Consider the following 26,155-nt stretch of genomic DNA (forward strand, 5'->3'; position numbering starts at 1 on the left):
GGAACCTACAATAAATTTACAGCAACAGACATTTTCTAAACGTAAAGAAACAAATGTTTTGTTTTATTGAAGCATTTTTACATTGTTGAAAATTTAAAATATAGTTAATGAGAAGTTTAGGTTTGAATAAGATGCTGAAAAAAAATAAAATTTTAACAGTGTTTATACTGTTTAGTTTTTTGGATGTAGTTCCTGTGTTTGCTCAGTTAGAAGAAACGGCAAATACTAAAATTACAGAGTTAAAAAATCTTATAGCTCAGGCAGAAACTAAGGGGATTGATGTTTTAAAAGAAGAAGCAACAATTAGAACAGCTGAGGTTTTTTTAAAGTACGCTAATTGGGATGAAGAAAATGTAGCAACAAATACAGAGTATTTTTCTCTGGTTCATATTTATAAAGATAATGCGGCTCAAATGGCTGAAGATTTACCAGATTTTGAAAGAAACGAAATCATATTAATGCTAGACGAAGCCATTTTAAATATAACCAAGCTAATTAATGGTGAAGTAACCCGAAAAGCTAGCCCCAAAATTGATTGGTCGCAAGTATCAATAAGTGGAAATAAAATAATGTTTCAAGGAAAGCCCGTATTTTTAGAAGACTATACTTGGAAACCACGAATTGAAGAGTTAACGGAGTTTTATGGTAATAAAGATGGTGTTTTTATAACCCCTACAGATGTTACTAATTCAAGTGGAGCAATTAAAGGTGATTTAATTGCTGAAATTCAAGGTAAAACAGATAATGTAGCTTTTGGAAGTATATTTTTAAATCATAAAAATGTACCTGATTGGGCAGAAACTACCTATGGGCCTGGTTTTAAAATGCGAGAAGATACGTTTACCGCTTATGATATAGATAATCCTGGAGCAAGAGAACTGCAAAGCCATTTGTTAGGTGCCACTGTACCGCTTATGGCTGGTAAAAAGTATACCGAACTTGGTTATATGTTAGTTAATGAACCTCATTTTATTACTACAAAAGATGGTACAAAAGATGTTTGGGCATCTGGACCAGTTTCTAATTATACTATCGATAAGTTTAAAATTTGGTTAGAAAATAAACACACATCAATTTCAGAATTAAATATGTTATGGGAAACTAGTTTTGCTAGTTTTAATGAGGTTACAATTGAAATTCCAATTGAAATATCGCTACGAGGAACACCAATGTGGTACGATTGGCAACTGTTTAATATGAATAGAGTTACGGAATGGTATAGTTTTTTAAGGTCCAAAATTCAAGAACACGATCCGTTGGCTAAAACACATTTAAAATTAATACCAAAAATGTGGTCGGGTAATGGTAGAGATCACGGTTTAGATTTTGAAGCGTTAACAATGCAAAGTGAAATAATTGGTAACGATGCTGGTAGCCATAATAGTTATATGTGGGGTTCTGTTGAAGAATGGGAAAGTCGCTACAATTTTGAATGGAGAGAGTTAGCAATGTCATACGATTTTTTTAAATCTATAAGTCCAAATAAAATAAACTATAATTCAGAAGGCCATTTTCTTTCAACTACTAAATTTAGAGATTTATATCAAAAGCCTTCTTATGCGAGAATGACATATTGGTTGGCGCATATACACGGTTTAAATGTAATTCAAACTTGGTTTTGGTCTAGAAGAGAAGATGGTTCAATAAGAAATAATTCAGGAAAAAGTTATGCAGGTTCTAATAATCAGCAGCCTAGAATAGTTAATGAAGTTGCTTCAACAATGCTTGATATAAATGCTTTTGCTGAAGAATTTACAGCTTTACAAAATATGAGGAAGCCGATAAGAATTTTTCATTCAAAAACTTCAGCTTTAAACAAAACCAACCATATGGACGATGTGTTTGAGTTGTATGAAGAATTATATTTTAATGGTTTATCATTAGGTTTTGCTACAGAAAATATAATTACACAACAAAATAACTCTTTATGGGATGTTATAGTGGTAAATAACACGCAATATGTTACACTTAGCGAGTTAAATAGCTTACAACAATACTTGGATAACGGCGGAACTGTTATATTGGATTCAGAGAGCTTAAAAATGGATGAGTATGGTAGAAATCATAATGTTTACTTAAATACAAATAATGGAGGGGTATTAATTTCTAATTCGTCGGTGTCTAGTATGGCAAATTCAGCATTAGATGTTGTAGAATCTAAAGGTGGAATGCCAAAAATTAGTGTAGCTGAAACTAATAGTTTGGGTAAAAAAGGAGTAAGTTGGAGAGTAGTGGCTGTCAATGGAAAAAATATAATTTCATTAGTAAATATAGGTAAGGAAACCGCAACAGTAACGCTTGGTTTAAATGGAAGTTCAACTATTGGGTTAACAAATTTATTAACCGGAGAAAATTTAAGTAGAACTTTTGAAATGGAGCCAGAAAAAGTTTATTTATTAGAGGCAGTAGATGCAACTTTAAGTGTGGAGGAGTTTGATATTGAGGCTGTAAATGAAGCTTGTCCAGATGAAGATAACGGAAAAATTAAAATTTCAGCAGTTAATACCAATAATTACACTCTTAATTTTAATGGTACAGAGGTTAATTTTACAAATGATGCTGCTTTAGAAAATTTAGCTCCAGGTTTTTATGAGTTTTGTATTACTAATAATAGTACTAATTTGGAGCAATGTTATAACTTGAAAATAGACGAAGCAACTTCAATTGCGGGGAAAACAGAAGCATTTTCGAGTCGAATATTTGTAAATATTGAGCAAGGTACTGCTCCTTTTGAAGTAGTTGTAAATAATGAGACTGTTTTAAATACCAACTCAAAATCTTTTTCAGTGGCCACTAATAAAGGTGATTTGGTAAAAATAAAGTCAAGTATAGATTGTGAAGGTGAGCTAATTCAAAGCACTATAACTGCATATCCAAATCCAACTACTGGAGTTGTACAGATATCTGTAAATTCAGAAAAGAAAAATATAAGTGTAGAAATTTACAATTCGCAATCACAAATTTTAGTAAAAGAAAGTAAAATTATTAATAATGGAGTTTTACAATTTAATATTGAAGCCTATCCTTCAGGATTGTATTTTGTAAAATTACAGTTAGAAAACGAAGAGTCTGTAAATTTAAAAGTAATGAAGCTTTAAGTTTTATTTAAAGCATTTTAACAAATTAAAAGAGTCGATTAAAATTTTAATCGACTCTTTTTTATACTTATAGAAAATTAAATATAATTTTTTTTGAATAAAATACTGGTATAAAAAAAAGACTAAACAATTAAGTTTAGTCTTTTTTTGTACTCGAGATGGGACTTGAACCCATACGGACCTTACAGTCCACTGGATTTTAAGTCCAGCGTGTCTACCAATTCCACCACTCGAGCATTGGTATTTTATATATTGTAGAGCGAAAGACGGGATTTGAACCCGCGACCCTCACCTTGGCAAGGTGATGCTCTACCCCTGAGCTACTTTCGCAGTCATATTTTAAAGATCGATGCAATTGTTATTCCCAAATGCGAGTGCAAATTTAAACGAAAATTATTAACTACAAAGACTTTTTTGAATTAATTTTAAAAGAATTTTCTAATCCCTTAATTTTTAGGTTGTAAATATGTAATAAAAAAATATATTTGCAGAAATATAAACGTACTTAATGCAGTCAACATCAAATTCTATTCATAAAAAAACAAATTTTTCGGTTGTTTTTGGAGATTTTAAACAACTTACAAAAGTTGGGTTATCACTTAGTGTTGTTTTTTCATCATTAGCCGGTTATTTGTTAGGAGCCGAAGAAATTAAAATTTCAATATTAATACTTTTAGCTATTGGAGGTTATTTAATGGTTGGAGCTTCAAATGCATTTAATCAAATTATTGAAAAAGATACAGACGCTTTAATGAAGCGAACAAAAAACAGACCATTACCTGCTAAAAGAATGAATGTTTCTACAGCTTTGGTAATTGCTGTTTCTTTTACGGTGTTAGGTTTGGCTATATTGTACAGTATAAATCCAAAAAGTGCTTTATTTGGTGCTATTTCAATATTTTTATATACAAGTATCTACACGCCATTAAAAGCTGTTACACCGCTGTCTGTGTTTGTTGGAGCAATACCAGGAGCTATTCCATTTATGTTAGGTTGGGTTGCAGCTACTAACGATTTTTCAATTGAGCCAGGAATGTTATTTTTAATTCAATTTTTTTGGCAATTCCCTCATTTTTGGGCAATAGCTTGGTTACAATACGATGAATATAAAAAAGCAGGATTTAATTTAATGCCTATGGGGCAAAAAAATAAAAAAGCAGTTATTCAAATTATAATATATACAGTTTGTTTAATTATAGTTTCAATAATTCCTGTACTAAAAATGACTGGAGCTTTTTATATTCACCCTATTACAGCAGTTATTTTAGTTTTATTAGGAAGTACAATGTTGTATTACGGAGTAAAATTATATAAACATCAAACTGATAAAGAAGCAAGACAATTGATGCTGTCAAGTGTTTTATACATAACTTTGATACAAGTAATTTACGTTGTAGATAAATTTTTACATTAAAAAAATGAGAGAATCTTTAGAAAAAGAATACAAGCAAGCTAAAAGAAAGTCAGCAAAACCTATGTTATGGGTATCTATGATAAGTATGACAATGATGTTTGCTGGGTTAACAAGTGCATACGTTGTAAGTAGAAAAAGACACGATTGGGTGTCGTTTGATTTGCCTGATGCATTTTTTACAAGTACTATATTGATTGTTTTAAGCAGTATAGCTTTTATTTTGGCTAAATTTTTTATTAAAAGAGATAATAGGCAGTTAACTTCTATATTTTTATTAGCAACTTTAGCCTTAGGTGTTGGATTTATTTATTATCAATTTGAAGGTTTTAGTGAATTGTATAATGAAGGATTGGTATTTGCAGGAAAAGATAGCACAGTTAAATCTTCATTTATTTATGGTATTACTTTGGCGCATTTAGCGCATATAGCTGCAGGTGTTATTGTGTTGTTAGTAGTGCTATTTAGACATTTTGCAGCAAAATATTCATCAAAAGATTATCTTGGTTTAGAGCTTGGAGCAATCTTCTGGCACTTTGTAGATATTCTTTGGATTTACTTATTTTTATTTTTCTATTTTATTAGATAATAAAAATTATATATATTTGGCACAACTATAACTAAAAATCAAATATAACTTTATGGAAGCAACTATTGCTACTACTAAAGCTAATGGTAACTCCTGGAGTGGAGGTAACAACAAGCCGCTAGGCTCTAGTTACGGAAAAATGATGATGTGGTTCTTCATTTTATCAGATGCTCTAACTTTTTCAGGATTCTTAGCTGCTTACGGATTAATGCGTTTTAAATTTATTGATTCTTGGCCAATTGCCGATGAGGTATTTACGCATTTTCCTTTCTTACACGGATTACATGCACCAATGTATTATGTGGCATTGATGACCTTTATTTTAATATTTTCATCAGTAACAATGGTATTAGCTGTTGATGCTGGGCATCAAATGAAAAAAGGAAAGGTTACTTTTTATATGTTTCTAACAATAATTGGTGGTTTAATATTTCTAGGTTCTCAAGGTTGGGAATGGAAAAATTTTATTCAAGGTTCGTACGGAGCAGTTCAGTTAAATGATGGAAAAATAATCCAATTTGTAGATGCTTCTGGGCATCAAGTTACTCTAGAAAGTTTTGCGGCATCTTCGCATTCAGAAAGAGTACAACATACAAAAGATAAAGGTATTTGGTTTTCAAAAGAAGCTGCTTTGCCACCTGTTTCATTAACGCAAGTTATGGAAGGTTTTAAAGCACATCCAGAAATTACAATTAGAACTGAACAAATTGATGCCGCTACAAAATCTAAAATTATTGTTCCACGAGAAAATGCAATGGCTTATTTAAGTGAAGCAAAAGCAGTAGTAAAAGGGGCAAACTTAAAAGTTAACGAGTACGGTAGAACGTTGTTTGCAGATTTCTTTTTCTTTATTACAGGTTTTCACGGTTTTCACGTTTTGTCTGGTGTTATAATTAACATAATTATATTTTTCAATGTAATTATTGGTACTTATGAAAGAAGAGGACATTATGAAATGGTTGAAAAGGTTGGTTTATACTGGCACTTTGTAGATTTGGTTTGGGTGTTTGTATTTACATTCTTCTACTTAGTTTAATTAAAAAAAGATTTAAAAAATGGGAGCACACGCACAGGAACATACATCGCACACTAAATTAATTTGGAAAGTATTTATCATTCTTTCTTTAATTACAATTGTTGAAGTAGCTTTTGGTATTTGGAAACCAGATTTTTTACACTTAACAACAATGTTAGGTACAAGTCCGTTAAATATTATTTTCTTAGTATTGACCTTAGTAAAAGCATATTATATTACTTGGTTTTTTATGCATATGGTCGATGAGAAAAAGAATATGAGACGAGCTGTAGTTTGGACTGGAGTATTTTTAATATGTTATTTAGCTACCTTACTTTTAATTGAAGGAAGTTATATTCACGACGTATTAGGACCACTAACAAAATGGAATTACTAAAAACAAATTAAAATAATTTATAAAGGTGGTTTTTAACCACCTTTTTTTATGTTAAATTTGAAGTATGAAAAAATTCTTAGTACTATTTAGTCTATTTGTTTTACCATTGGTATTTTATATTTTTTTGTCGAAGGGAATTTATAAATATTCAAACTTACCAATACTAACTAAAGAAGTTCAAAATGTTAATAATTCTAGCACTTCATTTGCAGAACATTTAAATGTTGTTTGCTTTTTAGGTAGCAATGTAAATACCGCAAAGGCTAGTTTGTTTAATTTAAACCAAACAATTTATAAGCGTTATTATCAAAAGCCATTATTTCAAGTAACAGCTATTTTACCAGCAGGAACTGCTAACGATTATAAAGAAACTTTCGAAGAACTTTCTGCATTTACAGATATTAGTAAATGGAATTTTGTTTATAAAACTGAAGCTGAAATAAAAGAATTGTTTAATAGTTTTGAAACCCCTTATAGTTTAAATGAAAATTTATATTCAGAAAACGCATATATAATTGATATGGAACTGCGTTTAAGAGGAAGAAAAGACGATGAAGATACCGAAAGTGGTAAATTGTATGGCTATAATATGAAATCTGTTTCGACGCTTAAAAACAAAATGAAAGATGATATTGATATTATTTATTATCAATTAAAAAAATCTGCCGAAAAAGAAGCTCGAAGAAAAAGAGAAATATAATTTAAAATGAAAAAATACTCATACGTTGGTGTTGCATTTATAATTTTAATTTTTGGAATTTATGCAGTCCCAAAAATTGTAAATAAATTTAAAACACCAAATTTAGTAACAATTGGTAAAGTTCCTTCGTTTGAATTTACCAATCAAGATGGCAATAAAATTTCAAATTCATTTTACAATAATAAGGTGTATGTTATAGAGTTTTTCTTTACTACGTGCCCAACAATTTGCCCAAAAATGAATGAAAATATGGTGAAGATTCAAAATAAATTCTATGGAAATTTAGATTTTGGTATTGCATCGTTTAGTATAAATCCAGAATATGACACTCCTAAAATATTAAAGGCCTATGCTAAACATCACGGAGCAACTTTAAAGAATTGGAATTTTTTAACAGGCGATAAAAAAGAAATTTACACATTGGCAAATAATGGAATTGCATTGTATGCTGGTGAAAATGCTGAAGCAGAAGGAGGTTTTGAACATTCAGGAATGTTTGCTTTGGTAGATAAAAAAGGAAATATAAGATCTAGACTAGATGATTTAGGAAACCCAATTGCCTTTTATGATGGTTTGGATAATAAATCTATTCAAATGATTAAAGAAGATATAGAAATACTTTTAAAAGAATAATGGAAAATTCAACTTCAACAAAATACAATAAATGGATTGTAATTTTATCAATTGCAATTCCATTAGTAGTAGCAGTACTATTTGGTGTAAAATTAGATGTAGAATTACCTGTTTTTTTACCACCAATTTATGCAACAATAAACGGTTTAACTGCATTTATTTTAATTGCTGCAGTTTGGGCGGTTAAGAATAAAAAAATAAAGCTACATGAAAATTTAATAAAAACAGCTATTGGATTTTCAGCAGTATTTTTAGTTATGTATGTGCTATACCATATGACCTCTAATTCAACACAATTTGAAGGAGAAGGTGGTGTTAAGTTTGTTTATTTTACAATTTTAATATCTCATATTATTTTATCTATAGCTGTAATTCCTTTTGTATTAATAACTTTTGTTAGAGGTATAACTAATGATGTTGAAAAACACAAGAAAATAGCTAAAATTACTTTCCCGCTATGGTTGTATGTAGCTGTGAGCGGAGTTGTGGTTTATGTAATGATTTCACCTTATTATTAATGAAAAGATTATTACTCATAGCATTTATATTTTTATTTGAAGTTGCAAATGCACAATGCGCTATGTGTAAGGCTGTAGTTGAAAGTGGTAATGCATCAGAAGCTGAAGGGTTAAATACAGGAATACTTTATTTAATGGTTTTTCCGTATATTTTGGTTGGTACTTTACTATACTTTATAATTAAATATCGAAGAAAAAATAAACTTTAACACTTCTATAAGAGACAATAAGTGTAACAAATAATTATTTTAGTCGTCATATAGCAAGATTCATTAAATTCTAAGTGCCAATAAAGGTTAGAATTATAAGTGATTAATAAGATATTAAACTCAACAACTATTCAAATGAAAACCAAAATTGTTACTTTTTTAGCATTATTATTTATTGTTAGTATAAATGCACAGGATAAGAAATGGACGTTACAAGAATGCGTAAAATATGCATTAGATAATAACATATCTATAAAGCAAAGTGAGCTTAATGTTGCTGTTAGTGAAGAAAATGTTATTAGTTCTAAAGGTAATTTTTTACCTAATTTAAATGCTTCAACAAACGGAAGTTTAAATTTTGGGTCTGGATTTGATCCTGTAAGTAACGATCGTGTTTCTACAAGTACTTACGGAGGCTCCTTTGGCTTGAGTTCTGGTATTACTGTTTTTAACGGTTATAGAAATTTAAATTCTTACAAACAAGCTCAGTTAGGTGTTGAATCTAGTAAGTTAAGTTTGCAAAAAATACAAGATGATATTTCTTTATATGTAGTAAATACCTATTTAAATGTACTATTTGCAAAAGAAAACTTGAATGTAGCAAAAGTTCAGTATGAAATAAGTAAAAAGCAAATAGAACTTGCTAAAACTCAATTTGAAGCTGGTTCTAAGCCAAAAGGAGATTTGTTAAACGCGCAATCTAAAGCTGCAACCGATGAACAATCTGTAGTTTTAAATGAGAATACTTTAAATATAGCATTGCTTAATTTAGCGCAGTTATTGCAAATAAGTCCTGCTAATTTTGATGTTGAAAATATAGAAGTTGGAAGCCCAGGAGTTGCTATGTTATATAACAATCCTAATGATGTTTATAAAAAAGCTGTTGTAAACAGACCAGAAATTAAAAACGCAGAATTAGCTATAGAATCGGCAAATTATAATATAGAAATTGCTAAAGCAGGATTTTTACCGTCGCTTTCTGTAAGTGCAAATGCAAGTTCTGGCTATGGTTATGACTTAAAAAACAACCAGTTTCATAAACCATTTTTTACACAAATGGACGATAATTTCGGTTACGGTTTAGGATTTAATTTAAACATTCCTATTTTTAATAGAGGTCAAACTAAATCTAACGTTAACCGACAACTAATAAATTATGAGATTTCTAAATTTGGTTTAGAAAGTAAAAAATTAGAATTAGAGCAAACTATTCAAAAAGCATTTTACGATGCTAAAGCAGCTGCAAAAACATATGAATCTGCAGAAAAATCTTTATTAGCACAGAATGAAGCTTTTAAAAATGCGCAAGAAAGTTTTAATCTTGGAGCTATGACATCTTTTGATTTTGACCAAGTTAGAAATAGATTGGTTACTGCTGAAGGTGCAATTATTAGAGCAAAATATGATTACGTATTTAAAACAAAAGTGTTGAAATTCTATTACGGAGAAGCTTTTGTAGATTAAAAAAAATTAAATAATAAGTAAAAACGCCCAATGAAATTTCGTTGGGCGTTTTCATTTTATAGAAACAGCAAAATAAGTATCTTTGTAAACTAAATAAATATTGATTTGGCTTTTATATTAAATATTGAAACTGCAACAAAAAACTGTTCGGTAAGTGTTGCTGAAAATGGAAAAACCATTGCTTTAAAAGAATACAATGATGGAGGATACTCGCATGCTGAAAAACTTCATAAATTTATAAAAGAAGTATGTGAACAAAGTAATATTGAATTAAGTCAGTTAGCTGCTGTAGCTGTTAGTAAAGGTCCTGGTTCTTATACGGGCTTAAGAATTGGAGTTTCAGCTGCAAAAGGGCTTTGTTTTGCGTTAAACTTACCTTTAATTTCAATCCATACGTTGGAAGCTTTAGCAAATACTATTGAAACTGAAAATAAGGTAGTAATTCCTTTGTTGGATGCTCGAAGAATGGAAGTTTATTGTGCAATTTTTAAAAATGGTAAAACTGTTGAAAAAGTTAGCGCTAAAATTATAGACGAAAATTCTTTTAGTGAATATCTAGTTGAATCTAAAGTTTACTTTGTAGGTGATGGAGCAGAAAAATGTAAATCAATACTAAAAAGTGAAAATGCTATTTTTATAGATGATAAATTTCCTTCAGCAAATGAAATGTCTGAATTGTCATTTTATAAGTACAAAAAAAACGACATCGAAGATGTCGCTTATTTTGAACCTTTTTATTTAAAAGATTTTGTAACTACAGTTTCAAAAAAGTAATTCTTATAAAGAATCGTAGTGTTTAAATACTATAATTGAATTAGTTTGTTTCTGTTTAAAAATTAACTTTCTTTTTTTATTTCAACAGCATGTGGATAAGGTATTTCAATACCAGCTTTGTCTAATGCTATTTTAACAGCTTCTGTTGTTTCAAAATATACATCCCAGTAGTTTTCAGGTGTAGCCCAAGGTCTAACAGCAAAGTTTACAGAGCTATCAGCTAATTCAGAAACATTAACTGTTGGAGCAGGATCTTTTAAAACTTTAGAGTTGTTAAGCATAACATTCATTAAAACCTCTTTAGTTTGTTTTATGTCTTCATCATAGCCAACACCAATAGTTAAGTCTACACGAAGCTTTCCTTCTTCAGTATAGTTTTTAATATTTCCATTAGATAAAATTCCATTTGGGATAATAACTAATTTGTTACCCGGAGAGATAATTTTAGTAACAAAAATTTGAATTTCTTTTACCGCACCTATTTCACCTTGAGCTTCAATTAAGTCTCCAACTTTAAAAGGTTTAAAAATCATAATTAATGCACCACCAGCAAAATTAGCTAAAGAACCTTGCAATGCTAATCCAACAGCTAAACCAGCAGCACCAAGTATAGCAACAAATGATGTGGTTTCAACTCCAAGTTGAGAAATTGTAGTAATAAATATTAGAATTTTTAATACCCAAGAAAGTAAATCTCCTAAAAACTTTTGAAGTGTAACATCAACACCGTTTTTATTCATTATTTTTTTTGTGATGTTTACAATTTTTTTAACTAACCATAATCCAATTATTAAAATTAGAATGGCAAAAATTACTCTTGATGCATTGTCTTGTACAAATTGAGACGCAAGGTCTAAATATTTTTTATAATCCATAGTTTATTTAAATTTGAAACAAAAATAATATTATTCCTAATATAGCTGGAATACTTTGTATTAAAAATATCTTATTTTTTTTGGTTGAATAGGCTCCATAAATTCCAGCAATAGTAATGCATATTAGAAAAAATAGTGCAACTGACGGATTTTTAATTAATACAGCCCAAACTAAACCTGCAGCTAAAAAGCCATTATACAAGCCTTGGTTTTGTGCTAGTACTTTAGTTGTTTTTGCTTCTTCTAGTTTTAAGCCGAAAGCTTTTAGCCCTTGTGGTTTTGTCCAATAAAACATTTCTAAAATCATAAAGTAGAAATGTTCAAAAGCAATAAACAAAACAATAATTATTTGTAGTGTAGTCATTTATAAATTTATATTTAATTGTTCTATAGCTTTGTTTATATCTGTTTCTGGAAGTTTACATGCACCATCAACACATATGTAAATTAAAGTTTTAGAACCGCTATCTCTACCCTCCATTAATGGAATACTACTTTTTTTAGTGCTGCCTGCAATAAGCTTATTTGGAAAGTAATTTTTGTTTAGCTCTTTAATAATTTCTAGTGAGTTTTCTCCAGTAACTGCAACTTCATAATAACTACCAGAGAAATTACACATTAAATAAAGCCAGTTAGCATATGCCAAGCCGTATTTCATAGTTTTCTCTTTAACATTAGAAAGCATTTGTTTGCTAGTTTTTAAATAATAGCTGTTAGAGTAGTAGTGGCTAAGTTTAAATAAATTAGTTGCCATAATAGAGTTTGAAGAAGAAATTACATTGTCCTCAATTTCCATTTTACGCGCAATTAAGCTTTCATCTATATTAGATGTAAAATAAAACATAGATTTTTCAGAATCGTAAAAATGATCAAAAGAATAATCGGTTAATTGTTTAGCTGTTGTTAACCAAAACTCATTTAAAGTTATTTCATACAGAGCAATATAAGCGTCAATTACTGTGGCGTAATCTTCTAGATATCCATTAATAGTACTTTTGCCATTTTTGTAATTATGGTTTAAATTACCATCCGTTTGTAATTGTTTAGAGTATATGAATTTAGCGTTTTTTAAAGCAGTTTCTAAAAATTTAGACTCACCAAAAACCTTATAAGCATCAATATATCCTTTTAGCATTAGAGCATTCCACGATGTTAATGATTTATCATCTAACCTAGGTTTTTCTCTTTTGTTACGCTCGTTAAGTAATATTTTTTTCCAAGAATTAATTTTATTGTGTAATTCTTCAATAGAAATTGAATGTTTTTTTATAAAATCACTGTCTGTATCTTTTCTTATTAGAACATAATTTTCGTGTTCCCAATAGCCGTAGTAATTTATGCTATAGTAGTCTGAAAATAATGAGTAGTCATCTTTTAGTAATTTTTGAAGTTCTAAAGATTTCCACACATAAAAAGCACCTTCTTCTAATTTGTTTTCTTTATTTAAACTATCAGCATCTAAGCTCGAATAAAAAGCACCTTCTGTTGTTGTTAATTCTTCTTCTATAAATTGTAATGTATTGTATACCGTTTCTTTATAAAGTGGGTTTTTTGTTGCTTGGTAAGCTTCAGAATATAAGCTTACTAATTGACCATTGTCATAAAGCATTTTCTCAAAATGTGGAACATGCCATTTTTTATCTACAGAATATCTTGAAAAACCACCACCAATTTGGTCGTTAATTCCACCAAGAGCCATTTTGGTTAAGGTTGTGTTTACAAAATCTAAAATTGCAGTATTATTAGTTTGGGTAGCATACCTTAATAAAAATAGATAGTTATTTGGCATTGGAAATTTTGGAGCTCCGCTTCTTCCTCCTAAATCAAGATCTATATAGTTTACCCATTCTTCAACAGCTATATTTAAATCTTTTATGCTGAAATTTTCTTCACTATTATTAGCAGTAATTAAGTCAGAGTTTTTAACTCCTTCTGTTAGTTTTTCAGCATAATCAATAATTTTTTCAGGAGACTCTTTATAAAGTTCTGCAATTTTTTGAAGTGTACCTATCCAACGTTCTTTTTGGAAATAAGTACCTCCCCAAAAAGGTCTTCCATCAGGTAATGCAATACAATTTAAAGGCCAACCACCGCTACCAGTTATTAGTTGCACGGCATTCATATAAATTTGATCAATATCTGGGCGTTCTTCTCTATCAACTTTAATATTAATAAAGTTTTTATTCATAACTGTAGCTACTTCTTCGTTTTCAAAGCTTTCATGTTCCATAACATGGCACCAATGACAAGATGAATAACCAACAGAAATTAATAGTAATTTGTTTTCTTTTTTTGCTAATTCTAGGGTTTCACTATTCCAAGCATACCAATCTACTGGATTGTGTGCGTGTTGGAGTAAGTAAGGACTAGTTTCGTTTATAAGTTTGTTGGTGAATTTATGTGCAGACATTTTTTTTGAAGGATTGTTTTGACAACTAATAAGTATTATAAGCAAAAATAGAAGTATAAGCAGTTGTATTGACCAAATGTATAAATCTAAACCTGTAATAAAAAAAGCACTCTATTAAAGTGCTTTTATTTTAATTTATAGAATTTTTAAAATCTATTTTACTTCAAAAGTAATTTTTAAATTTACTCTAAACTCATCAACTTTATTGTCGTTTACAACTACACTTTGTGATTGTACGTAAGCTGATTTGATATTTTTTACACTTTTTCCTGCTTGTGCAATAGCCTTTTTTGTAGCTTCTTCCCAACTTTTGTCAGAGTTTGCCATAACTTCAATAACTTTCATTATTGCCATAACATTTTATTTTTTAAGTTAATATTCCTTAAATATACAACAAAAATGAAAATCTATGATATTTATCATAACATTAAAATATATTTTCAGACTTAATTAGTAGGTTTTTAATGATTTGTAAAAATGAAGTTTTACTAAAACGTTTTATTAATAATTACTTAAAATGAAGAATGGAGGCTGACGAGTTAAGTAAATTTGTAGTGTTAATCACTTTGAAATAAAATGAAAAAAATAGTGCTATTGGCATTACTTATTTTAACAGTAAATAAGGCCGTGTCTCAAACAGAAATATTAAAAGATCGAGGTTCTTGGTTAACATTTATAAATAAAGTTAAGCTATCAGAAAAGTTTTATTTTTTGAATGTAACCCAGCAACGTAGAGTTCGTTTTTTGAAAGAAACACAAAGTTATTTATTTATGCCAAGTATAAATTATAAGCTGAACAATAGTGTTACTGTTGGTGCGGGTTATTTGTATTATAAGTATTATCCAAATGGTGTTTCTCATTCTTCAATTCATAAAAGTGAAAATAGATTTTTTCAACATATTAGTTTAACAAACACTTCTGGAAAATTTAAAATAGGACACCGATTAATGTTTGAAGAACGAGTTATTGATTTAATTAATACCAGTGTTACTCCAAATGTTATTGAAAGTAATAAATATGTAAATCGTTTACGTTATAGATTACGTGCTACTACTAATTTATTTAAGTTGAAAAATGATAAACATATTATGGGCAGATTGTCTAACGAAATTAGAATACGATTTGCTAATGGAATTACTGAGCCAGATTTTGACCAAAATAATTTTGAAGCTTTGTTAGGTTATAAGTTGTTAAGTAATTCTACAATTTGGGCAGGGTATGGAAGGTATTACTTCAGGAAAAATTCAGCCAAATATGTGTCTAATAATATTATGCATATAACGCTAAGTTATAATTTTGATGTAACTAAGAAGAGCTAATCTAAGAATTAAAAAAAGGCCGAAACAATTGTTTCGGCCTTTTTTTAATTTATTTAATATGTTAATTAGCTAACTGCTTTTGCAATTCTACTAATAGCTTCTCTAATTTGTTCTTCTGAAGCTGCATAAGAAATTCTAATACAATCAGGTGCTCCAAAAGCATCACCAGTTACAGTTGCTACGTTTGCGTACTCTAATAAATATAACGCAAAGTCAGATGCGTTTTCAATTTTTACACCGTTTAATTCTTTTCCAAAGAAAGCAGAAACATCTGGGAATACATAAAATGCTCCTTCAGGTACATTTAATTTAAAACCATCAATTTCACCTAATAATTCTAAAACAATGTCTCTTCTTTTATGGAATTCTTCAACCATATAGTCAATTTTAGAAACAGGTGCTTCTAATGCTGCAATTGTTGCACGTTGTGCAATACAGTTGGCTCCAGAAGTAATTTGTCCTTGCATTTTATTACAAGCTCTTGCAATCCATTCAGGTGCTCCAATATAACCAATTCTCCAACCAGTCATTGCAAATGCTTTTGCAACACCGTTTACAGTAATTGTTCTATCGTACATACTTGGTATAGCAGCAAAACTAAAAGTTTCAGCTCCGTAGTTTATGTGCTCATAAATTTCATCAGATAATACGTAGATGTTTGGATATTTTTCTAAAACTGCAGCAAGTGCTCTATAATCAGCTTCACTATAAATAGTACCACTTGGGTTATTTGGTGAGTTGAATAAAATTAATTTAGTTTTTGGTGTAATTGCAGCTTCTAATTGCTCAGGAGTAATTTTAAAATCTGTATCAATAGAAGATGGAATTTCTTTGTATGTTGCTTCAGATAAAATAGCTAAAGCAGAATAACTTACCCAATATGGTGCAGGTAATAAAACTTCATCTCCAGGATTTAATAATACTTGTAATGTGTTAGCAATAGATTGTTTTGCTCCTGTTGAAACTACAATTTGACTTGGCTTATACTCTAAATTATTATCGCGCTTAAATTTTGCAATAACTGCATCTTTTAAATCTGCGTACCCATCAACTGGACTGTAAGAATTGTAATTCTCGTCAATTGCTTGTTTAGCAGCTTCTTTAATAAAATCTGGAGTGTTAAAGTCAGGTTCACCTAAACTTAAACCAATAATGTCTTTTCCTTGTCCTTTTAGTTCACGTGCTTTAGCGGCCATTGCTAAAGTTGCCGAAGCAGGTAAGTTGTTAATTCTGTCTGATAGTTGGTTGCTCATGTTGTTTGTTTTTTATACGTGTGCTGGATTTGCTCCTAGCGTTTTAAGTTGTTTGAAATGTTCAAATATTGCTTTTCGCATTGTCCTATACTCATTGTAAGGTAAGTTAAATTCTAATGCGGTTTCTTTTACTATTTTGGCAATTTTTCCGTAATGTATATGTGATATATGAGGAAAAATATGATGTTCGACTTGATGATTTAAACCTCCCGTGTACCAAGATACAAATTTGTTTGTTGGTGCAAAGTTAGAAGTTGTGTATAATTGGTGAATTGCCCAAGTATGTTCTAAATTTCCGTCTTTATCTGGTAAAGGCATTTCTGTTTTTGGAACCACGTGTGCTAATTGAAAAACAACACTTAAAATCATTCCTGCAGTATAATGCATTACAAAAAAGCCTATTAAAACTTTCCACCAAGCAATATCTAAAACAGCTAATGGTAAAACTATCCAAAGTAAGTAATATGCAATTTTTGTGATAATTAAAACAGTCCATTCGGTAGCTGGATTTGGAAATTCTCCATAAGATAATTTCTTTTTTAAATACCTACGCATTTGTTTAAAATCGGTAGTTATTGCCCAGTTTATAGTTAATAAACCATATAAAAAAATTGAATAATACTTTTGAAATTTATGAATATTCATCCATTTTGCATGTTTAGAAAATCGAATGATTCTTCCAGCATCAATATCTTCATCATGACCTTGAATATTGGTAAATGTATGATGTAAAACGTTGTGCTGCACTTTCCAATTGTAAACATTACCAGCAAGTATGTACATACTGCTTCCCATTAACTTATTTACCCATTTTTTACTGGAAAATGATTCGTGGTTACTATCGTGCATAACATTCATACCTACACCAGCCATACCTATACCAATTACTATAGTAAGTAAAAGTAGTACCCATTGTGGCATTGGAACTGTTAATATTAGAACCAAAGGAATTAAAAATAAACTAAACATTATAATGGCTTTGGAGTATAATTTCCAATTACCTGTACGTTTAATTTTATTTTCTTTAAAGTAGGTGTTAACCCTCTTGTTAAGAGTTCTAAAAAATTTAGCTTTATCTATTCTTGAAAAGCTTATGTTGTTATCGTTTGTCATATTTTTAGGTGTATATGTATATATACAACGGTCAAAAATAACCAATTATATAAAGTAAATGCTATTTTATAAAAAAAATAACAATTTAACAAAAGATGTTATTTTAATTATAGAAATACTAATTTTGCAATCACATTAGAACAAATATGAAAACAATTTTAAAATACTTTCCAGATTTAACCGATGAGCAAATAGAGCAGTTCTCTAAATTAGGTGAATTATATGCAGAATGGAACGCTCAAATTAATGTAATTTCAAGAAAAGATATTGATGAATTGTATCTAAGACACGTACTTCATTCTTTGGGTATAGCTAAAGTACAAGCTTTTGAGCCAAACAGTTCTATTTTAGATGTTGGTACAGGAGGTGGTTTTCCTGGAATACCGTTAGCTATTCTTTACCCTGAAGTAAATTTTTATTTAGTAGATTCAATTGGTAAAAAAATAAAAGTTGTTAATGAGGTTGCAAATGCGTTAGGTTTAACTAATGTAAAAGCCGAACATATTAGAGCCGAAAAAGTGAAAGGTGAGTTTGATTTTGTTGTTAGCAGAGCTGTAACTCGTATGGATGATTTTATGAAATGGGTCAAAACTAAAGTTGCTAAAAAACAAAAACACCATTTAAAAAATGGTATTTTGTATTTAAAAGGTGGTGACTTAACCGAAGAACTACAAAATTTTCCAAAAGCAGAGTTATTCGATTTAACCAATATTTTTGATGAAGACTTCTTTGAAACAAAAAAAGTAGTTCATATTCCACTAAAATTTAAGCCTTCAAAATCTAAAAAGTAGTACTTAAAGCAAGTCCAAAACCTGTAGATTCTGGAACAAATCTACAAACACCACCAACACATACTAACCCTCCACGTTGTCTACCATAATTTAAGGCAATACGTGTGCTGTTTTTTGTAAAGCTTCCTCCAAAATTATAGTAATGTATTTTTTTAGTTTCATTACCATAGTTGTACATATCTGTAGCAAAAAACGAAACTCTAGGCGATAGGTTTACTTCTAGTGTACCTGCTAACCAGTTTTTTTTGTCGTCTTTAGTCCATAAATGTTGTGCTTCAACTCTAATAGATTTTTTAGGGGCGTATTTATAAGTGCTTTCCGCCATTACTGTAGTGGCTCTAACATCACCAACAGTTTCTTCAATATATTTTTTGTTATAATAAATATTTCCAATTGTAAAAAGTGAAGCCCATTGCTTAGACCATTTTTTTCTCACTTCAAGGTTTAAATCTGTAAAATATTTATTACCAAAAGTTAAAAATTCAGAAGAGTAAGTTCTATCTACAATATTGTATTTAGCATCTAAACCGTACCAAGTTGCATAATTTAAAGCCAGTTTAGTGCCGTATTTACCACCTAAAGCAGAACCTTTTTTTAAGTTGTAGTAAATATCTATTTGTGTTCCAATTTCACCCGCTTTACCTAATGGATTGTATGATAGTTTTGGTTGTGCTTGGTAAACATATATGTTAGCTAAACTATAATCGTGTTGTTTTGTTAAGCTTGGTAAATAATTTACTACCTGTTGGTTGTATATGTTACCATCTTCTTCTCGGTCTGAATAAAAGTTCATGTTTTCCAATCTTCTAAAAGTAGCATCTATACCAAAACCTTTTTTAGAGTATCCTGTATTAAAAATAAATGCATTTCCTTCAGCTAATTTATTAGTGTTAACAGTTCCTAATTCAACTAGTGCATCTTCAGTTTTAAACACATATTCTATGTTCGAGTAAATATTTCCTTTAGAAAAATTAAGTCTTCCAGAAAAAGCATCTGTATTTTTGTTGAAGTTAGGATTTGTATTTGTTGCTTCTTCATTAACTCTTCTAACGGCACTTAAACCAATGTTTAATGTTGAATTTGTTGATTTTAATAAATCAGTAATGTTTATTTCTGAATCTAAACCAAAAACTTCTCCATTAGAAAGTTCAAACCCTTTACGCTGTTTTCCGTAAAGTGCTGTTAATTGAATGGCATTTATGGGAGTGTAATTTACTTTTCCACCCATTAGCGCATTGTTAATACCAAGTTCTCTATCTTCCCAAGATCTTAAAACTAAACCACTACCAAATTGCTCGTAAAAATGTCCAACTGTAATATCAAGTTTTTCATTTTTATAATTAGCAAAATAAGTTGCTAATCCAATTTCTTTATTAAAAGTTGGCGAAAAGTTTAAAATAGCTTGTGGAACGTAACCTTCTATTTGAACACCAAAACTAAAGTTTTTATATAAGGCATCTAACTTTAAATAATTATTAGATCTAAATCTATCATCCTCAGTAAAATCTCCAGTTTTAGAATCATCTACATAATATTGTGAGTTTGAATTAAAGCTTCCACTAAACCATTTTTCTTGTGCTGATACTTGTATAGAAACAACAACAGCCACTAATAATAAATATTTTTTCATATAAAATTTATTCTGCTAATTCTTTAATTTTTTCATACAATTCTATTTCACTGCCAGGAGTGTACCCCGAATGAGTGTATAAGATTTTATTATTTTTTACAATAATAATATGTGGAATAGTATTTGCATTTATTGCTCGCTTAAAATCTTGATTTGTATCTAAAAGAATTTCGTATTCCCATTCTTTACCATTAACTAGAGGTTTAATTCTAGAGCTAGTTCTTGCATTGTCAGTAGCAACAGCTATAAGTTTAAAGTTGGTTTCTTCTGTCCAATCTTCATATTCATCATTTATAGCATCTAGCTCATTAATACAAGGTACACACCAAGTGGCCCAAAAGGAATAAACTACAACTTGGTCTTTTTCACCAAAATCAACAAGGTTAATAGTTTTTCCGTCAATTGTTTTTAGAGATAAATTTGGTAATGAATTTTGCGAGTAACTTAAAAAATTACAGCTTAATAGCACTGTAATTAATAGAATTATTTTTTTCATAGAGGTTTGTTATATGTACAACAAAAATAACGTTTTTTTGTGAATTTGGAATAAAATATAGCGTTTAAGTTTTAAGTTTTGGTTATATTCGCTTAAATTCAAAAAATTATTTATATGAAATTTAATTCTTTTACGAAGTACATGCTAGTGATACTTCCTTTTTTTATGCTTTCTTGTAGTAGCTCATCTAGTAGTGGAGATGATGTTGTTGAAGATAAAGCAACTTCCATATCAATTGCGGTTGATAAAACAGTAGCTGATATAGGTGAAACATTTACGTTTAGCGTAAAAGACAATTTAGGTAATGTGGTAACTGCACAAAGTTCTATTTATTTTAATGATGTTTCTATTTCAGGGAACACATATACTGCATCAGAAGATGGAACATTTAAAGCGTATGCAACTTACAATGGTTTAACAAGTTCTAAGCTTAATGTAAAAGTTAATGAAGCTGCAGCTGTACTAACTTCACTAATATTAAAGGTTGATAATGATGAAATTCTTTTGGGAGACACAGTAACTTTTACAGTTAAAGGTAATGATGGTTCTACATTAACTGATGAAGCAACCTATTACGTTAATGGTACTGAAATAACAGGTAATTCTTATGTTTCTACTAGTAGAGGAATTGAAAAATATACGGCTAAATACAATGATATTACAAGTAATGAATTAAGTGTATTAGTTGGCCATAAGCAAAAAGTATTAATCGAAGATTATACAGGAGCATGGTGTGGTTATTGCCCAAGAGTTGCTTGGGGAATTGAATTAGTTTTAGATGAAACTTCAGATGCTATCCCGGTTGCAATTCATAGAGGAAATACTGATCCAACGGCTGGTAGTCATGATCCATATAACTATCCTGCTTCAGATTTAGAAGATTATATTGGGTTATCTGGTTATCCTACAGCTATGCTTAATAGAAAAACATCTTGGACGTATCCAGAACCTTCAAATGTTAGTCAAATAACAAATATGTTAGCTACATTTAACAAGCCAAAGGTTACAAATATAGGATTAAGTGTTGCAACTGTGCTTAGTGGTGATAAATTAGATATTACAATTGGATCTAGTGTGCTGAACGAAAATCAAACTTTAGATGGTGAAAAATTAGTAGTTTATATTTTGGAAAACGGACTTGTTTATGATCAACAGAACTATACAGAGTATTATGGAGGTGTAGCTGTAATAAAAGACTTTGTTCACGATAATGTGTTGAGACAAGTGCCTACTGATATTTTTGGTGATGCAATTGAGGCTTCTCAATTTGATTCGGATAAGAATTCTTATCAAAAAACTTTTAGTGTAGATTTAACTTCGAATATTGAAGATAAAACAAAGTTAAGTGTAGTTGCATTTATAGTTGATAGTAATGGAAATACTAAAAATGTTCAGCATGCAACTGTTGGAATTGACAAGGATTTCGATTAAAGGAATCATATTTATTTCTAGTAAAGAGGGTGTTATTATTATAATATCCTCTTTTTTTATGTCAAATCACGTAGAAAATTGCAAAAAGTATGACATTTGTTAGGGTTTATTTAAAGATTAAAAGGTAAATTTGTCTTGTATTGTTAAAGAGAAATTTATGTCAGAAAATAAAACATGTATTGTATGTAACGCTAGTAGTACTGAGATACCTGTAACGAAATTTTATTATCAAGAAAGTAATTTCTATATATGCCCACAGCATATTCCAATTTTAATTCATAACCCTCAAGAGTTAATTGGTATGTTACCCGGGGCTGAAAAACTTAAAAAAGGATAATAAGATGTTTAAACATTAGTAAAAAAAAACTCGCCATTTGGCGAGTTTTTTGATTTTATATATGTTCTTATTTTTTTATTCTTCTAAGAATGGGTATCTGTAATCTGTTGGAGGAACAAAAGTTTCTTTTATTGTTCTGTTACTTACCCAACGTAATAAATTCCAAACTGAACCAGCTTTATCATTTGTTCCAGATCCACGAGCACCACCAAATGGTTGTTGACCTACAACAGCACCTGTCGGCTTGTCGTTAATATAAAAGTTACCTGCAGCGTTTTCTAATTTGTTAGTTGCTATATCAATTACATAACGGTCTCCACTAAAAATAGCTCCAGTTAAAGCAAATTCACCAGTTTGGTCAACTAAATCTAAAACTTCTTCCCATTGTTCATCTTCATAAATATAAATGGTAATAATAGGGCCAAATAATTCAGTAGTCATAGTTTTGTACTGAGGGTTTGTAGTTAAAACAACAGTTGGCTCTATAAAATACCCAACAGAATCGTCGTATCCACCACCCATAATAATTTCAGCATCTTTATCTTCTTTAACTTGCTCAATGTAGCTAGATAGTTTTTTGAAAGCTCTATCGTCAATAACTGAGTTTATAAAGTTTGTTGGGTCTTCTGGAGTTCCCATTTTAAAAGAAGCTAAATCTTTTTCTACTGAAGCTTTAATATCTGCCCATAAGCTTTTTGGTAAATAAGCTCTAGAAGCAGCAGAACATTTTTGTCCTTGGTATTCAAAAGCTCCTCTCGAAATTGCTGTAGCAACTTCTTGCGCGTTTGAACTTGGGTGTGCCCAAATAAAATCTTTACCACCAGTTTCACCAACAATTCTTGGATACGTTTTGTACGTGTCCATATTTTTACCAATAGTTTCCCAGAAGCTGTTAAATACTGGTGTAGAACCTGTAAAGTGAACACCAGAAAAATCAGAACTGTTTAATAAAACATCAGTAATTGTTCCAGAATTTCCTGTAACCATATTAATAACACCATCAGGTAAGCCGGCAGCCTTAAATAATTCCATAATTACTTGTGCAGAATATACTTGAGATCTTGCAGGTTTCCAAATAACAACATTACCCATTAATGCAGGTGCAGCAGGTAAGTTACCAGCAATTGCTGTAAAGTTAAAAGGTGTAATTGCATATACAAAACCTTCTAACGGACGGTATTCCATTCGGTTCCAAATTCCAGGAGCAGATTGTGGTTGGTTGCTATAAATTTCTGTCATAAACTCTACGTTAAAACGTAAAAAGTCTATTAACTCACAAGCCGAATCAATTTCTGCTTGGTATACATTTTTAGATTGCGCAATCATAGTTGCAGCATTCATTTTATATCTAAATGGTCCTGCTAATAAATCTGCAGCTTTTAAAAATATTGCAGCTCTATGTTCCCAGCTTGTTTTTGCCCATTTAACTCTAGCTTCAGCAGCTTTTTCAATTGCTAATTCTATATGTTCTTTATCTGCTGTATGGTATTGACCAACACAATGTTTGTGATCGTGTGGTGGATGAATGTCTACAGTATTTCCTGTTCTAAATTCTTTTCCTCCTATATAAAAAGGTATATCTACCTTTTCATTATACATTTTCTTGTAAGTGTCTAATAAAAGTTTACGTTCTGGAGATCCAGGTGCGTAAGATTTTACTGGTTCATTTACTGCCTTTGGTACATTATAAAATCCTGAAGCCATAATTAATATTATTTTCTAATTTTTTAGTTTAAATTTGCTAGCAAAGTTACAAAATAGTATCTAGTTTTTATTTTGAAAACTGATACTGATTAAACAAATTTTGATAGTATGTGTACAGTTACCTTTCTTCCGTTAGAAGAAAATAATTTTATATTAACCTCTAGTAGAGACGAGAATAGAAACAGAGAAACTATTTTGCCAAAAAAATATATTGAAGATGATGTTGAATTAATGTACCCTAAAGATAAGATCGCAGGAGGAACATGGATAGGTGAAAGTTCTAAAAATAGATTGGTTTGTGTGTTAAATGGTGCATTTATAAACCATATAAAAAAAGGTAATTACAAAAAAAGTAGAGGCGTAATAGCTAAAGATATTTTAAAATCGAATAATTTTATTAGTTATGTTGAAGGTCTAAATTTAGAAGGTATTGAACCTTTTACTATGGTAATTTTAGATTGGAATAAAGAATTAAGTTTGTTTGAACTTATTTGGGACGAAAAAACAAAGCACTTTACTCTCTTAGAGCAAGAGCCTAAAATTTGGTCGTCATCTACATTATATTCTAACGTTAATAAAGTAAAACGTAAAAATTTGTTTAACTCTTGGATGCAAGAGAATAAATTTACTTCAAAAAACATACTGCAATTTCATCATTCAGAAGAAGGAGACAAGGAGCAAGCTATTTTAATGAAACGTACTAATGTAGAAACGGTAAGTATTACTTCAATAAAAAAACAACAAGATTCAATACAATGGTTTTATAAAGATGTTGTTAATAGTGAAGTTTATGAGCCTGTTATTTAGTTTGTTGCAAATGAAATAATAAATACAATTACAAAACCTATTGCAGATAAAAACAAGTAATAGCTGTTTAATAGTATAAATTTTATAATTGTTTTCTTTCTGGTTTGGTTATAAAAATTTCTAAGTGCTTTATATAAATATATAAGAAAAAGGATAGTAAACACCCAAGCATTATTTTCCATTTCAACTATAAAACTTAGTGAGTAATATATAATAAAAAGCAAAAAGAATACTGTTTGGGTATGGAATACAAATACCATATGCTCCATATATGTATAAGGCTTTCGAATATATAATAACAATAAAAACATAGTAAATATTGGTAGAAAAATAAAAAGAGATATAGAAATATGGGACATTAACTTTTTTACAAACCTTTCGCTGTTATCATTTTTTAATTGATTGTAATTTTTTCTAATTGCTGAAAGATGTTTATAGTAAAATTTGTTCCAAAAGGTTTTCTTATAACCTAAACTATCTAGGGCTTTAGTGGTTGATAATTTAGTGTGCTCTTTTTGAAAATGGAAAAAATCATTTAATTTATCTCCAATACTTATTTGTTTTATAGTATCTGTTTTTATGTGGTAAGTGTATTTTTCCTCAGCTTTGTTGTCATCTTTTTCTGAAAGTTTGAATATAGAGCCTAGTTCAACTAATTTATTAATCTTTATAGAGTCTTTACTGTTTTTGTTTATTTCGTTCTGGGTTTGCGAAATAATAGAATCAATTTGCTGTGTGTTTATTGTAGAAGTTAACGAATCTATTTTTTCTGTATCTATTATTGTTTTTGTAGTATTTTCGCTTGTTTTATTTGAAAAACCTAGCAATAGGAAAAAAATAATAGAAACACTCAAATAAAAACGAAACGGATTTACAAAACGAGCTCTTTTGCCTTCAATATACTGTTTTGAAACTTGGCCTGGTTTAATAAGTAACGGAATAAATGTTCTCCAAAATCTTGAATCGTATGAGAGAAAACCAGAAGTAAGATTGCTTATAAAAACACTAAATCTTAGTTTTTTAGAAGTGTTTTTTTGCCCACAGTAAGAACAAAATTTATCGTTTGAAGAGAATGGTTGCCCACAATTTAAACATTCTAAATTTTTAATATCTTTTTTTGAATTGCCTAAGATAGGAAGCTTAAGTTTCATTTAGCTGTTTTTTAATAGGCTAAATATAC

25 protein-coding genes and 2 tRNA genes are annotated in these 26,155 nt (G+C 29.8%); 15 read left to right on the forward strand and 12 right to left on the reverse strand.

The genetic code is table 11. The annotated features are described in order from the left end of the window. Window positions 1-107 precede the first annotated feature (107 nt). Window positions 108-3,098 carry a T9SS type A sorting domain-containing protein gene (locus tag BLU40_RS02715; RefSeq protein WP_090119451.1) on the forward strand — a complete coding sequence of 997 codons (2,991 nt, stop codon included), beginning with the start codon at window positions 108-110 and terminating at the stop codon, window positions 3,096-3,098. Between the two features lie 150 nt (window positions 3,099-3,248). On the opposite strand, the gene BLU40_RS02720 is transcribed toward BLU40_RS02715, so the two are convergent. Continuing rightward, window positions 3,249-3,334 (reverse strand) — tRNA-Leu (locus BLU40_RS02720). A 22-nt stretch (window positions 3,335-3,356) separates the two neighbouring features. Next, window positions 3,357-3,428, reverse strand: a tRNA-Gly gene (locus BLU40_RS02725). A 178-nt stretch (window positions 3,429-3,606) separates the two neighbouring features. Between BLU40_RS02725 and cyoE the strand changes: the two genes are divergently transcribed. The 10 genes from cyoE (at window position 3,607) to tsaB (ending at window position 10,808) form a co-directional block, all read left to right on the forward strand. Further along, complete coding sequence (gene cyoE, locus BLU40_RS02730) at window positions 3,607-4,512, forward strand: heme o synthase (RefSeq protein ID WP_090119453.1); 906 nt, start codon at window positions 3,607-3,609, stop codon at window positions 4,510-4,512. Between the two features lie 4 nt (window positions 4,513-4,516). Beyond that, entirely contained in the window at window positions 4,517-5,098 is a 582-nt protein-coding gene (locus BLU40_RS02735; RefSeq protein WP_090119455.1) for a cytochrome c oxidase subunit 3, read from the forward strand. Between the two features lie 52 nt (window positions 5,099-5,150). After that, entirely contained in the window at window positions 5,151-6,134 is a 984-nt protein-coding gene (locus BLU40_RS02740) for a cytochrome c oxidase subunit 3 (RefSeq protein WP_090119457.1), read from the forward strand. A 19-nt stretch (window positions 6,135-6,153) separates the two neighbouring features. After that, a complete protein-coding gene (locus BLU40_RS02745; RefSeq protein ID WP_090119458.1) occupies window positions 6,154-6,510 on the forward strand; it encodes a cytochrome C oxidase subunit IV family protein in 357 nt (118 codons plus the stop codon). A 64-nt stretch (window positions 6,511-6,574) separates the two neighbouring features. Then, entirely contained in the window at window positions 6,575-7,210 is a 636-nt protein-coding gene (locus BLU40_RS02750; RefSeq protein WP_090119460.1) for a hypothetical protein, read from the forward strand. A gap of 6 nt (window positions 7,211-7,216) precedes the next feature. Beyond that, the gene (locus BLU40_RS02755; RefSeq protein WP_090119462.1) at window positions 7,217-7,843 is read left to right on the forward strand and encodes an SCO family protein; all 627 of its coding nucleotides are present in this window, start codon (window positions 7,217-7,219) and stop codon (window positions 7,841-7,843) included. Then, entirely contained in the window at window positions 7,843-8,361 is a 519-nt protein-coding gene (locus tag BLU40_RS02760; protein ID WP_090119464.1) for a DUF420 domain-containing protein, read from the forward strand. The genes BLU40_RS02755 and BLU40_RS02760 overlap by 1 nt, the downstream gene beginning before the upstream one ends. Continuing rightward, complete coding sequence (locus BLU40_RS02765) at window positions 8,361-8,570, forward strand: cytochrome c oxidase subunit II (protein WP_090119466.1); 210 nt, start codon at window positions 8,361-8,363, stop codon at window positions 8,568-8,570. Before BLU40_RS02760 ends, BLU40_RS02765 begins: the two co-directional genes overlap by 1 nt. Window positions 8,571-8,705: 135 nt before the next feature. Then, a complete protein-coding gene (locus tag BLU40_RS02770; RefSeq protein WP_090119468.1) occupies window positions 8,706-10,034 on the forward strand; it encodes a TolC family protein in 1,329 nt (442 codons plus the stop codon). Window positions 10,035-10,139: 105 nt separating this feature from the next. After that, window positions 10,140-10,808: a tRNA (adenosine(37)-N6)-threonylcarbamoyltransferase complex dimerization subunit type 1 TsaB gene (gene tsaB, locus BLU40_RS02775; RefSeq protein ID WP_090119470.1), complete on the forward strand. Its 669-nt coding sequence runs from the start codon at window positions 10,140-10,142 to the stop codon at window positions 10,806-10,808. A 62-nt stretch (window positions 10,809-10,870) separates the two neighbouring features. On the opposite strand, the gene BLU40_RS02780 is transcribed toward tsaB, so the two are convergent. The 4 genes from BLU40_RS02780 to BLU40_RS02795 all read right to left on the reverse strand — a co-directional run bounded on the left by BLU40_RS02780 (window position 10,871) and on the right by BLU40_RS02795 (window position 14,447). Continuing rightward, a complete protein-coding gene (locus BLU40_RS02780) occupies window positions 10,871-11,683 on the reverse strand; it encodes a mechanosensitive ion channel family protein (RefSeq protein WP_090119472.1) in 813 nt (270 codons plus the stop codon). A gap of 7 nt (window positions 11,684-11,690) precedes the next feature. After that, a complete protein-coding gene (locus BLU40_RS02785; RefSeq protein ID WP_090119474.1) occupies window positions 11,691-12,047 on the reverse strand; it encodes a DUF1304 domain-containing protein in 357 nt (118 codons plus the stop codon). Beyond that, complete coding sequence (locus BLU40_RS02790) at window positions 12,048-14,093, reverse strand: thioredoxin domain-containing protein (RefSeq protein ID WP_090119476.1); 2,046 nt, start codon at window positions 14,091-14,093, stop codon at window positions 12,048-12,050. It abuts the gene before it with no gap. A gap of 153 nt (window positions 14,094-14,246) precedes the next feature. Beyond that, window positions 14,247-14,447 (reverse strand): dodecin family protein, encoded by a 201-nt coding sequence (locus BLU40_RS02795; RefSeq protein ID WP_090119478.1) that lies wholly within the window; start codon window positions 14,445-14,447, stop codon window positions 14,247-14,249. A 222-nt stretch (window positions 14,448-14,669) separates the two neighbouring features. On the opposite strand from BLU40_RS02795, the gene BLU40_RS02800 reads away from it, so the two are divergent. Further along, window positions 14,670-15,413, forward strand: coding sequence for a DUF2490 domain-containing protein (locus BLU40_RS02800; RefSeq protein ID WP_090119480.1), 744 nt, complete (start codon window positions 14,670-14,672; stop codon window positions 15,411-15,413). A 65-nt stretch (window positions 15,414-15,478) separates the two neighbouring features. Here the strand turns inward: BLU40_RS02800 and BLU40_RS02805 are convergent, their stop codons facing one another. Together BLU40_RS02805 and BLU40_RS02810 are read right to left on the reverse strand one after the other, a co-directional pair. Further along, window positions 15,479-16,666 carry a pyridoxal phosphate-dependent aminotransferase gene (locus BLU40_RS02805; RefSeq protein WP_175454731.1) on the reverse strand — a complete coding sequence of 396 codons (1,188 nt, stop codon included), beginning with the start codon at window positions 16,664-16,666 and terminating at the stop codon, window positions 15,479-15,481. 12 nt (window positions 16,667-16,678) lie between these two features. Continuing rightward, window positions 16,679-17,779 (reverse strand): fatty acid desaturase family protein, encoded by a 1,101-nt coding sequence (locus tag BLU40_RS02810; RefSeq protein ID WP_090119482.1) that lies wholly within the window; start codon window positions 17,777-17,779, stop codon window positions 16,679-16,681. A gap of 146 nt (window positions 17,780-17,925) precedes the next feature. On the opposite strand from BLU40_RS02810, the gene rsmG reads away from it, so the two are divergent. After that, window positions 17,926-18,570, forward strand: coding sequence for a 16S rRNA (guanine(527)-N(7))-methyltransferase RsmG (gene rsmG / locus BLU40_RS02815; protein WP_090119484.1), 645 nt, complete (start codon window positions 17,926-17,928; stop codon window positions 18,568-18,570). Here rsmG and BLU40_RS02820 read toward each other — a convergent pair. Next, on the reverse strand, window positions 18,560-20,200 hold the full coding sequence (locus BLU40_RS02820; protein WP_090119486.1) for a DUF6029 family protein: 1,641 nt from the start codon (window positions 20,198-20,200) through the stop codon (window positions 18,560-18,562). The genes rsmG and BLU40_RS02820 overlap by 11 nt on opposite strands. 7 nt (window positions 20,201-20,207) lie before the next feature. Beyond that, a complete protein-coding gene (locus BLU40_RS02825) occupies window positions 20,208-20,696 on the reverse strand; it encodes a TlpA family protein disulfide reductase (RefSeq protein WP_090119488.1) in 489 nt (162 codons plus the stop codon). Window positions 20,697-20,810: 114 nt separating this feature from the next. On the opposite strand from BLU40_RS02825, the gene BLU40_RS02830 reads away from it, so the two are divergent. Next, window positions 20,811-22,127: an Omp28-related outer membrane protein gene (locus tag BLU40_RS02830; RefSeq protein WP_090119491.1), complete on the forward strand. Its 1,317-nt coding sequence runs from the start codon at window positions 20,811-20,813 to the stop codon at window positions 22,125-22,127. 412 nt (window positions 22,128-22,539) lie between these two features. On the opposite strand, the gene pruA is transcribed toward BLU40_RS02830, so the two are convergent. Next, a complete protein-coding gene (gene pruA, locus BLU40_RS02840) occupies window positions 22,540-24,168 on the reverse strand; it encodes an L-glutamate gamma-semialdehyde dehydrogenase (protein WP_090119495.1) in 1,629 nt (542 codons plus the stop codon). A gap of 108 nt (window positions 24,169-24,276) precedes the next feature. Between pruA and BLU40_RS02845 the strand changes: the two genes are divergently transcribed. Continuing rightward, window positions 24,277-24,975, forward strand: coding sequence for an NRDE family protein (locus tag BLU40_RS02845; protein WP_090119498.1), 699 nt, complete (start codon window positions 24,277-24,279; stop codon window positions 24,973-24,975). Here BLU40_RS02845 and BLU40_RS02850 read toward each other — a convergent pair. Further along, window positions 24,972-26,126, reverse strand: a complete 1,155-nt coding sequence (locus BLU40_RS02850) for a DUF3667 domain-containing protein (RefSeq protein WP_090119500.1) — start codon at window positions 26,124-26,126, stop codon at window positions 24,972-24,974. The genes BLU40_RS02845 and BLU40_RS02850 overlap by 4 nt on opposite strands. Window positions 26,127-26,155 lie beyond the last annotated feature (29 nt).

This window comes from Lutibacter oricola, from assembly GCF_900106565.1.
GTDB lineage: Bacteria > Bacteroidota > Bacteroidia > Flavobacteriales > Flavobacteriaceae > Lutibacter > Lutibacter oricola.

Bases quoted from the DNA above. Each gene is read 5' to 3' on its own strand.
- BLU40_RS02715 (WP_090119451.1), top strand. From the start codon at position 108: ATGAGAAGTTTAGGTTTGAATAAGATGCTGAAAAAAAATAAAATTTTA.
- cyoE (WP_090119453.1), top strand. From the start codon at position 3,607: ATGCAGTCAACATCAAATTCTATTCATAAAAAAACAAATTTTTCGGTT.
- BLU40_RS02735 (WP_090119455.1), top strand. From the start codon at position 4,517: ATGAGAGAATCTTTAGAAAAAGAATACAAGCAAGCTAAAAGAAAGTCA.
- BLU40_RS02740 (WP_090119457.1), top strand. From the start codon at position 5,151: ATGGAAGCAACTATTGCTACTACTAAAGCTAATGGTAACTCCTGGAGT.
- BLU40_RS02745 (WP_090119458.1), top strand. From the start codon at position 6,154: ATGGGAGCACACGCACAGGAACATACATCGCACACTAAATTAATTTGG.
- BLU40_RS02750 (WP_090119460.1), top strand. From the start codon at position 6,575: ATGAAAAAATTCTTAGTACTATTTAGTCTATTTGTTTTACCATTGGTA.
- BLU40_RS02755 (WP_090119462.1), top strand. From the start codon at position 7,217: ATGAAAAAATACTCATACGTTGGTGTTGCATTTATAATTTTAATTTTT.
- BLU40_RS02760 (WP_090119464.1), top strand. From the start codon at position 7,843: ATGGAAAATTCAACTTCAACAAAATACAATAAATGGATTGTAATTTTA.
- BLU40_RS02765 (WP_090119466.1), top strand. From the start codon at position 8,361: ATGAAAAGATTATTACTCATAGCATTTATATTTTTATTTGAAGTTGCA.
- BLU40_RS02770 (WP_090119468.1), top strand. From the start codon at position 8,706: ATGAAAACCAAAATTGTTACTTTTTTAGCATTATTATTTATTGTTAGT.
- BLU40_RS02780 (WP_090119472.1), bottom strand. From the start codon at position 11,683: ATGGATTATAAAAAATATTTAGACCTTGCGTCTCAATTTGTACAAGAC.
- BLU40_RS02785 (WP_090119474.1), bottom strand. From the start codon at position 12,047: ATGACTACACTACAAATAATTATTGTTTTGTTTATTGCTTTTGAACAT.
- BLU40_RS02790 (WP_090119476.1), bottom strand. From the start codon at position 14,093: ATGTCTGCACATAAATTCACCAACAAACTTATAAACGAAACTAGTCCT.
- BLU40_RS02795 (WP_090119478.1), bottom strand. From the start codon at position 14,447: ATGGCAATAATGAAAGTTATTGAAGTTATGGCAAACTCTGACAAAAGT.
- BLU40_RS02800 (WP_090119480.1), top strand. From the start codon at position 14,670: ATGAAAAAAATAGTGCTATTGGCATTACTTATTTTAACAGTAAATAAG.
- BLU40_RS02805 (WP_175454731.1), bottom strand. From the start codon at position 16,666: ATGAGCAACCAACTATCAGACAGAATTAACAACTTACCTGCTTCGGCA.
- BLU40_RS02810 (WP_090119482.1), bottom strand. From the start codon at position 17,779: ATGACAAACGATAACAACATAAGCTTTTCAAGAATAGATAAAGCTAAA.
- rsmG (WP_090119484.1), top strand. From the start codon at position 17,926: ATGAAAACAATTTTAAAATACTTTCCAGATTTAACCGATGAGCAAATA.
- BLU40_RS02820 (WP_090119486.1), bottom strand. From the start codon at position 20,200: ATGAAAAAATATTTATTATTAGTGGCTGTTGTTGTTTCTATACAAGTA.
- BLU40_RS02825 (WP_090119488.1), bottom strand. From the start codon at position 20,696: ATGAAAAAAATAATTCTATTAATTACAGTGCTATTAAGCTGTAATTTT.
- BLU40_RS02830 (WP_090119491.1), top strand. From the start codon at position 20,811: ATGAAATTTAATTCTTTTACGAAGTACATGCTAGTGATACTTCCTTTT.
- pruA (WP_090119495.1), bottom strand. From the start codon at position 24,168: ATGGCTTCAGGATTTTATAATGTACCAAAGGCAGTAAATGAACCAGTA.
- BLU40_RS02845 (WP_090119498.1), top strand. From the start codon at position 24,277: ATGTGTACAGTTACCTTTCTTCCGTTAGAAGAAAATAATTTTATATTA.
- BLU40_RS02850 (WP_090119500.1), bottom strand. From the start codon at position 26,126: ATGAAACTTAAGCTTCCTATCTTAGGCAATTCAAAAAAAGATATTAAA.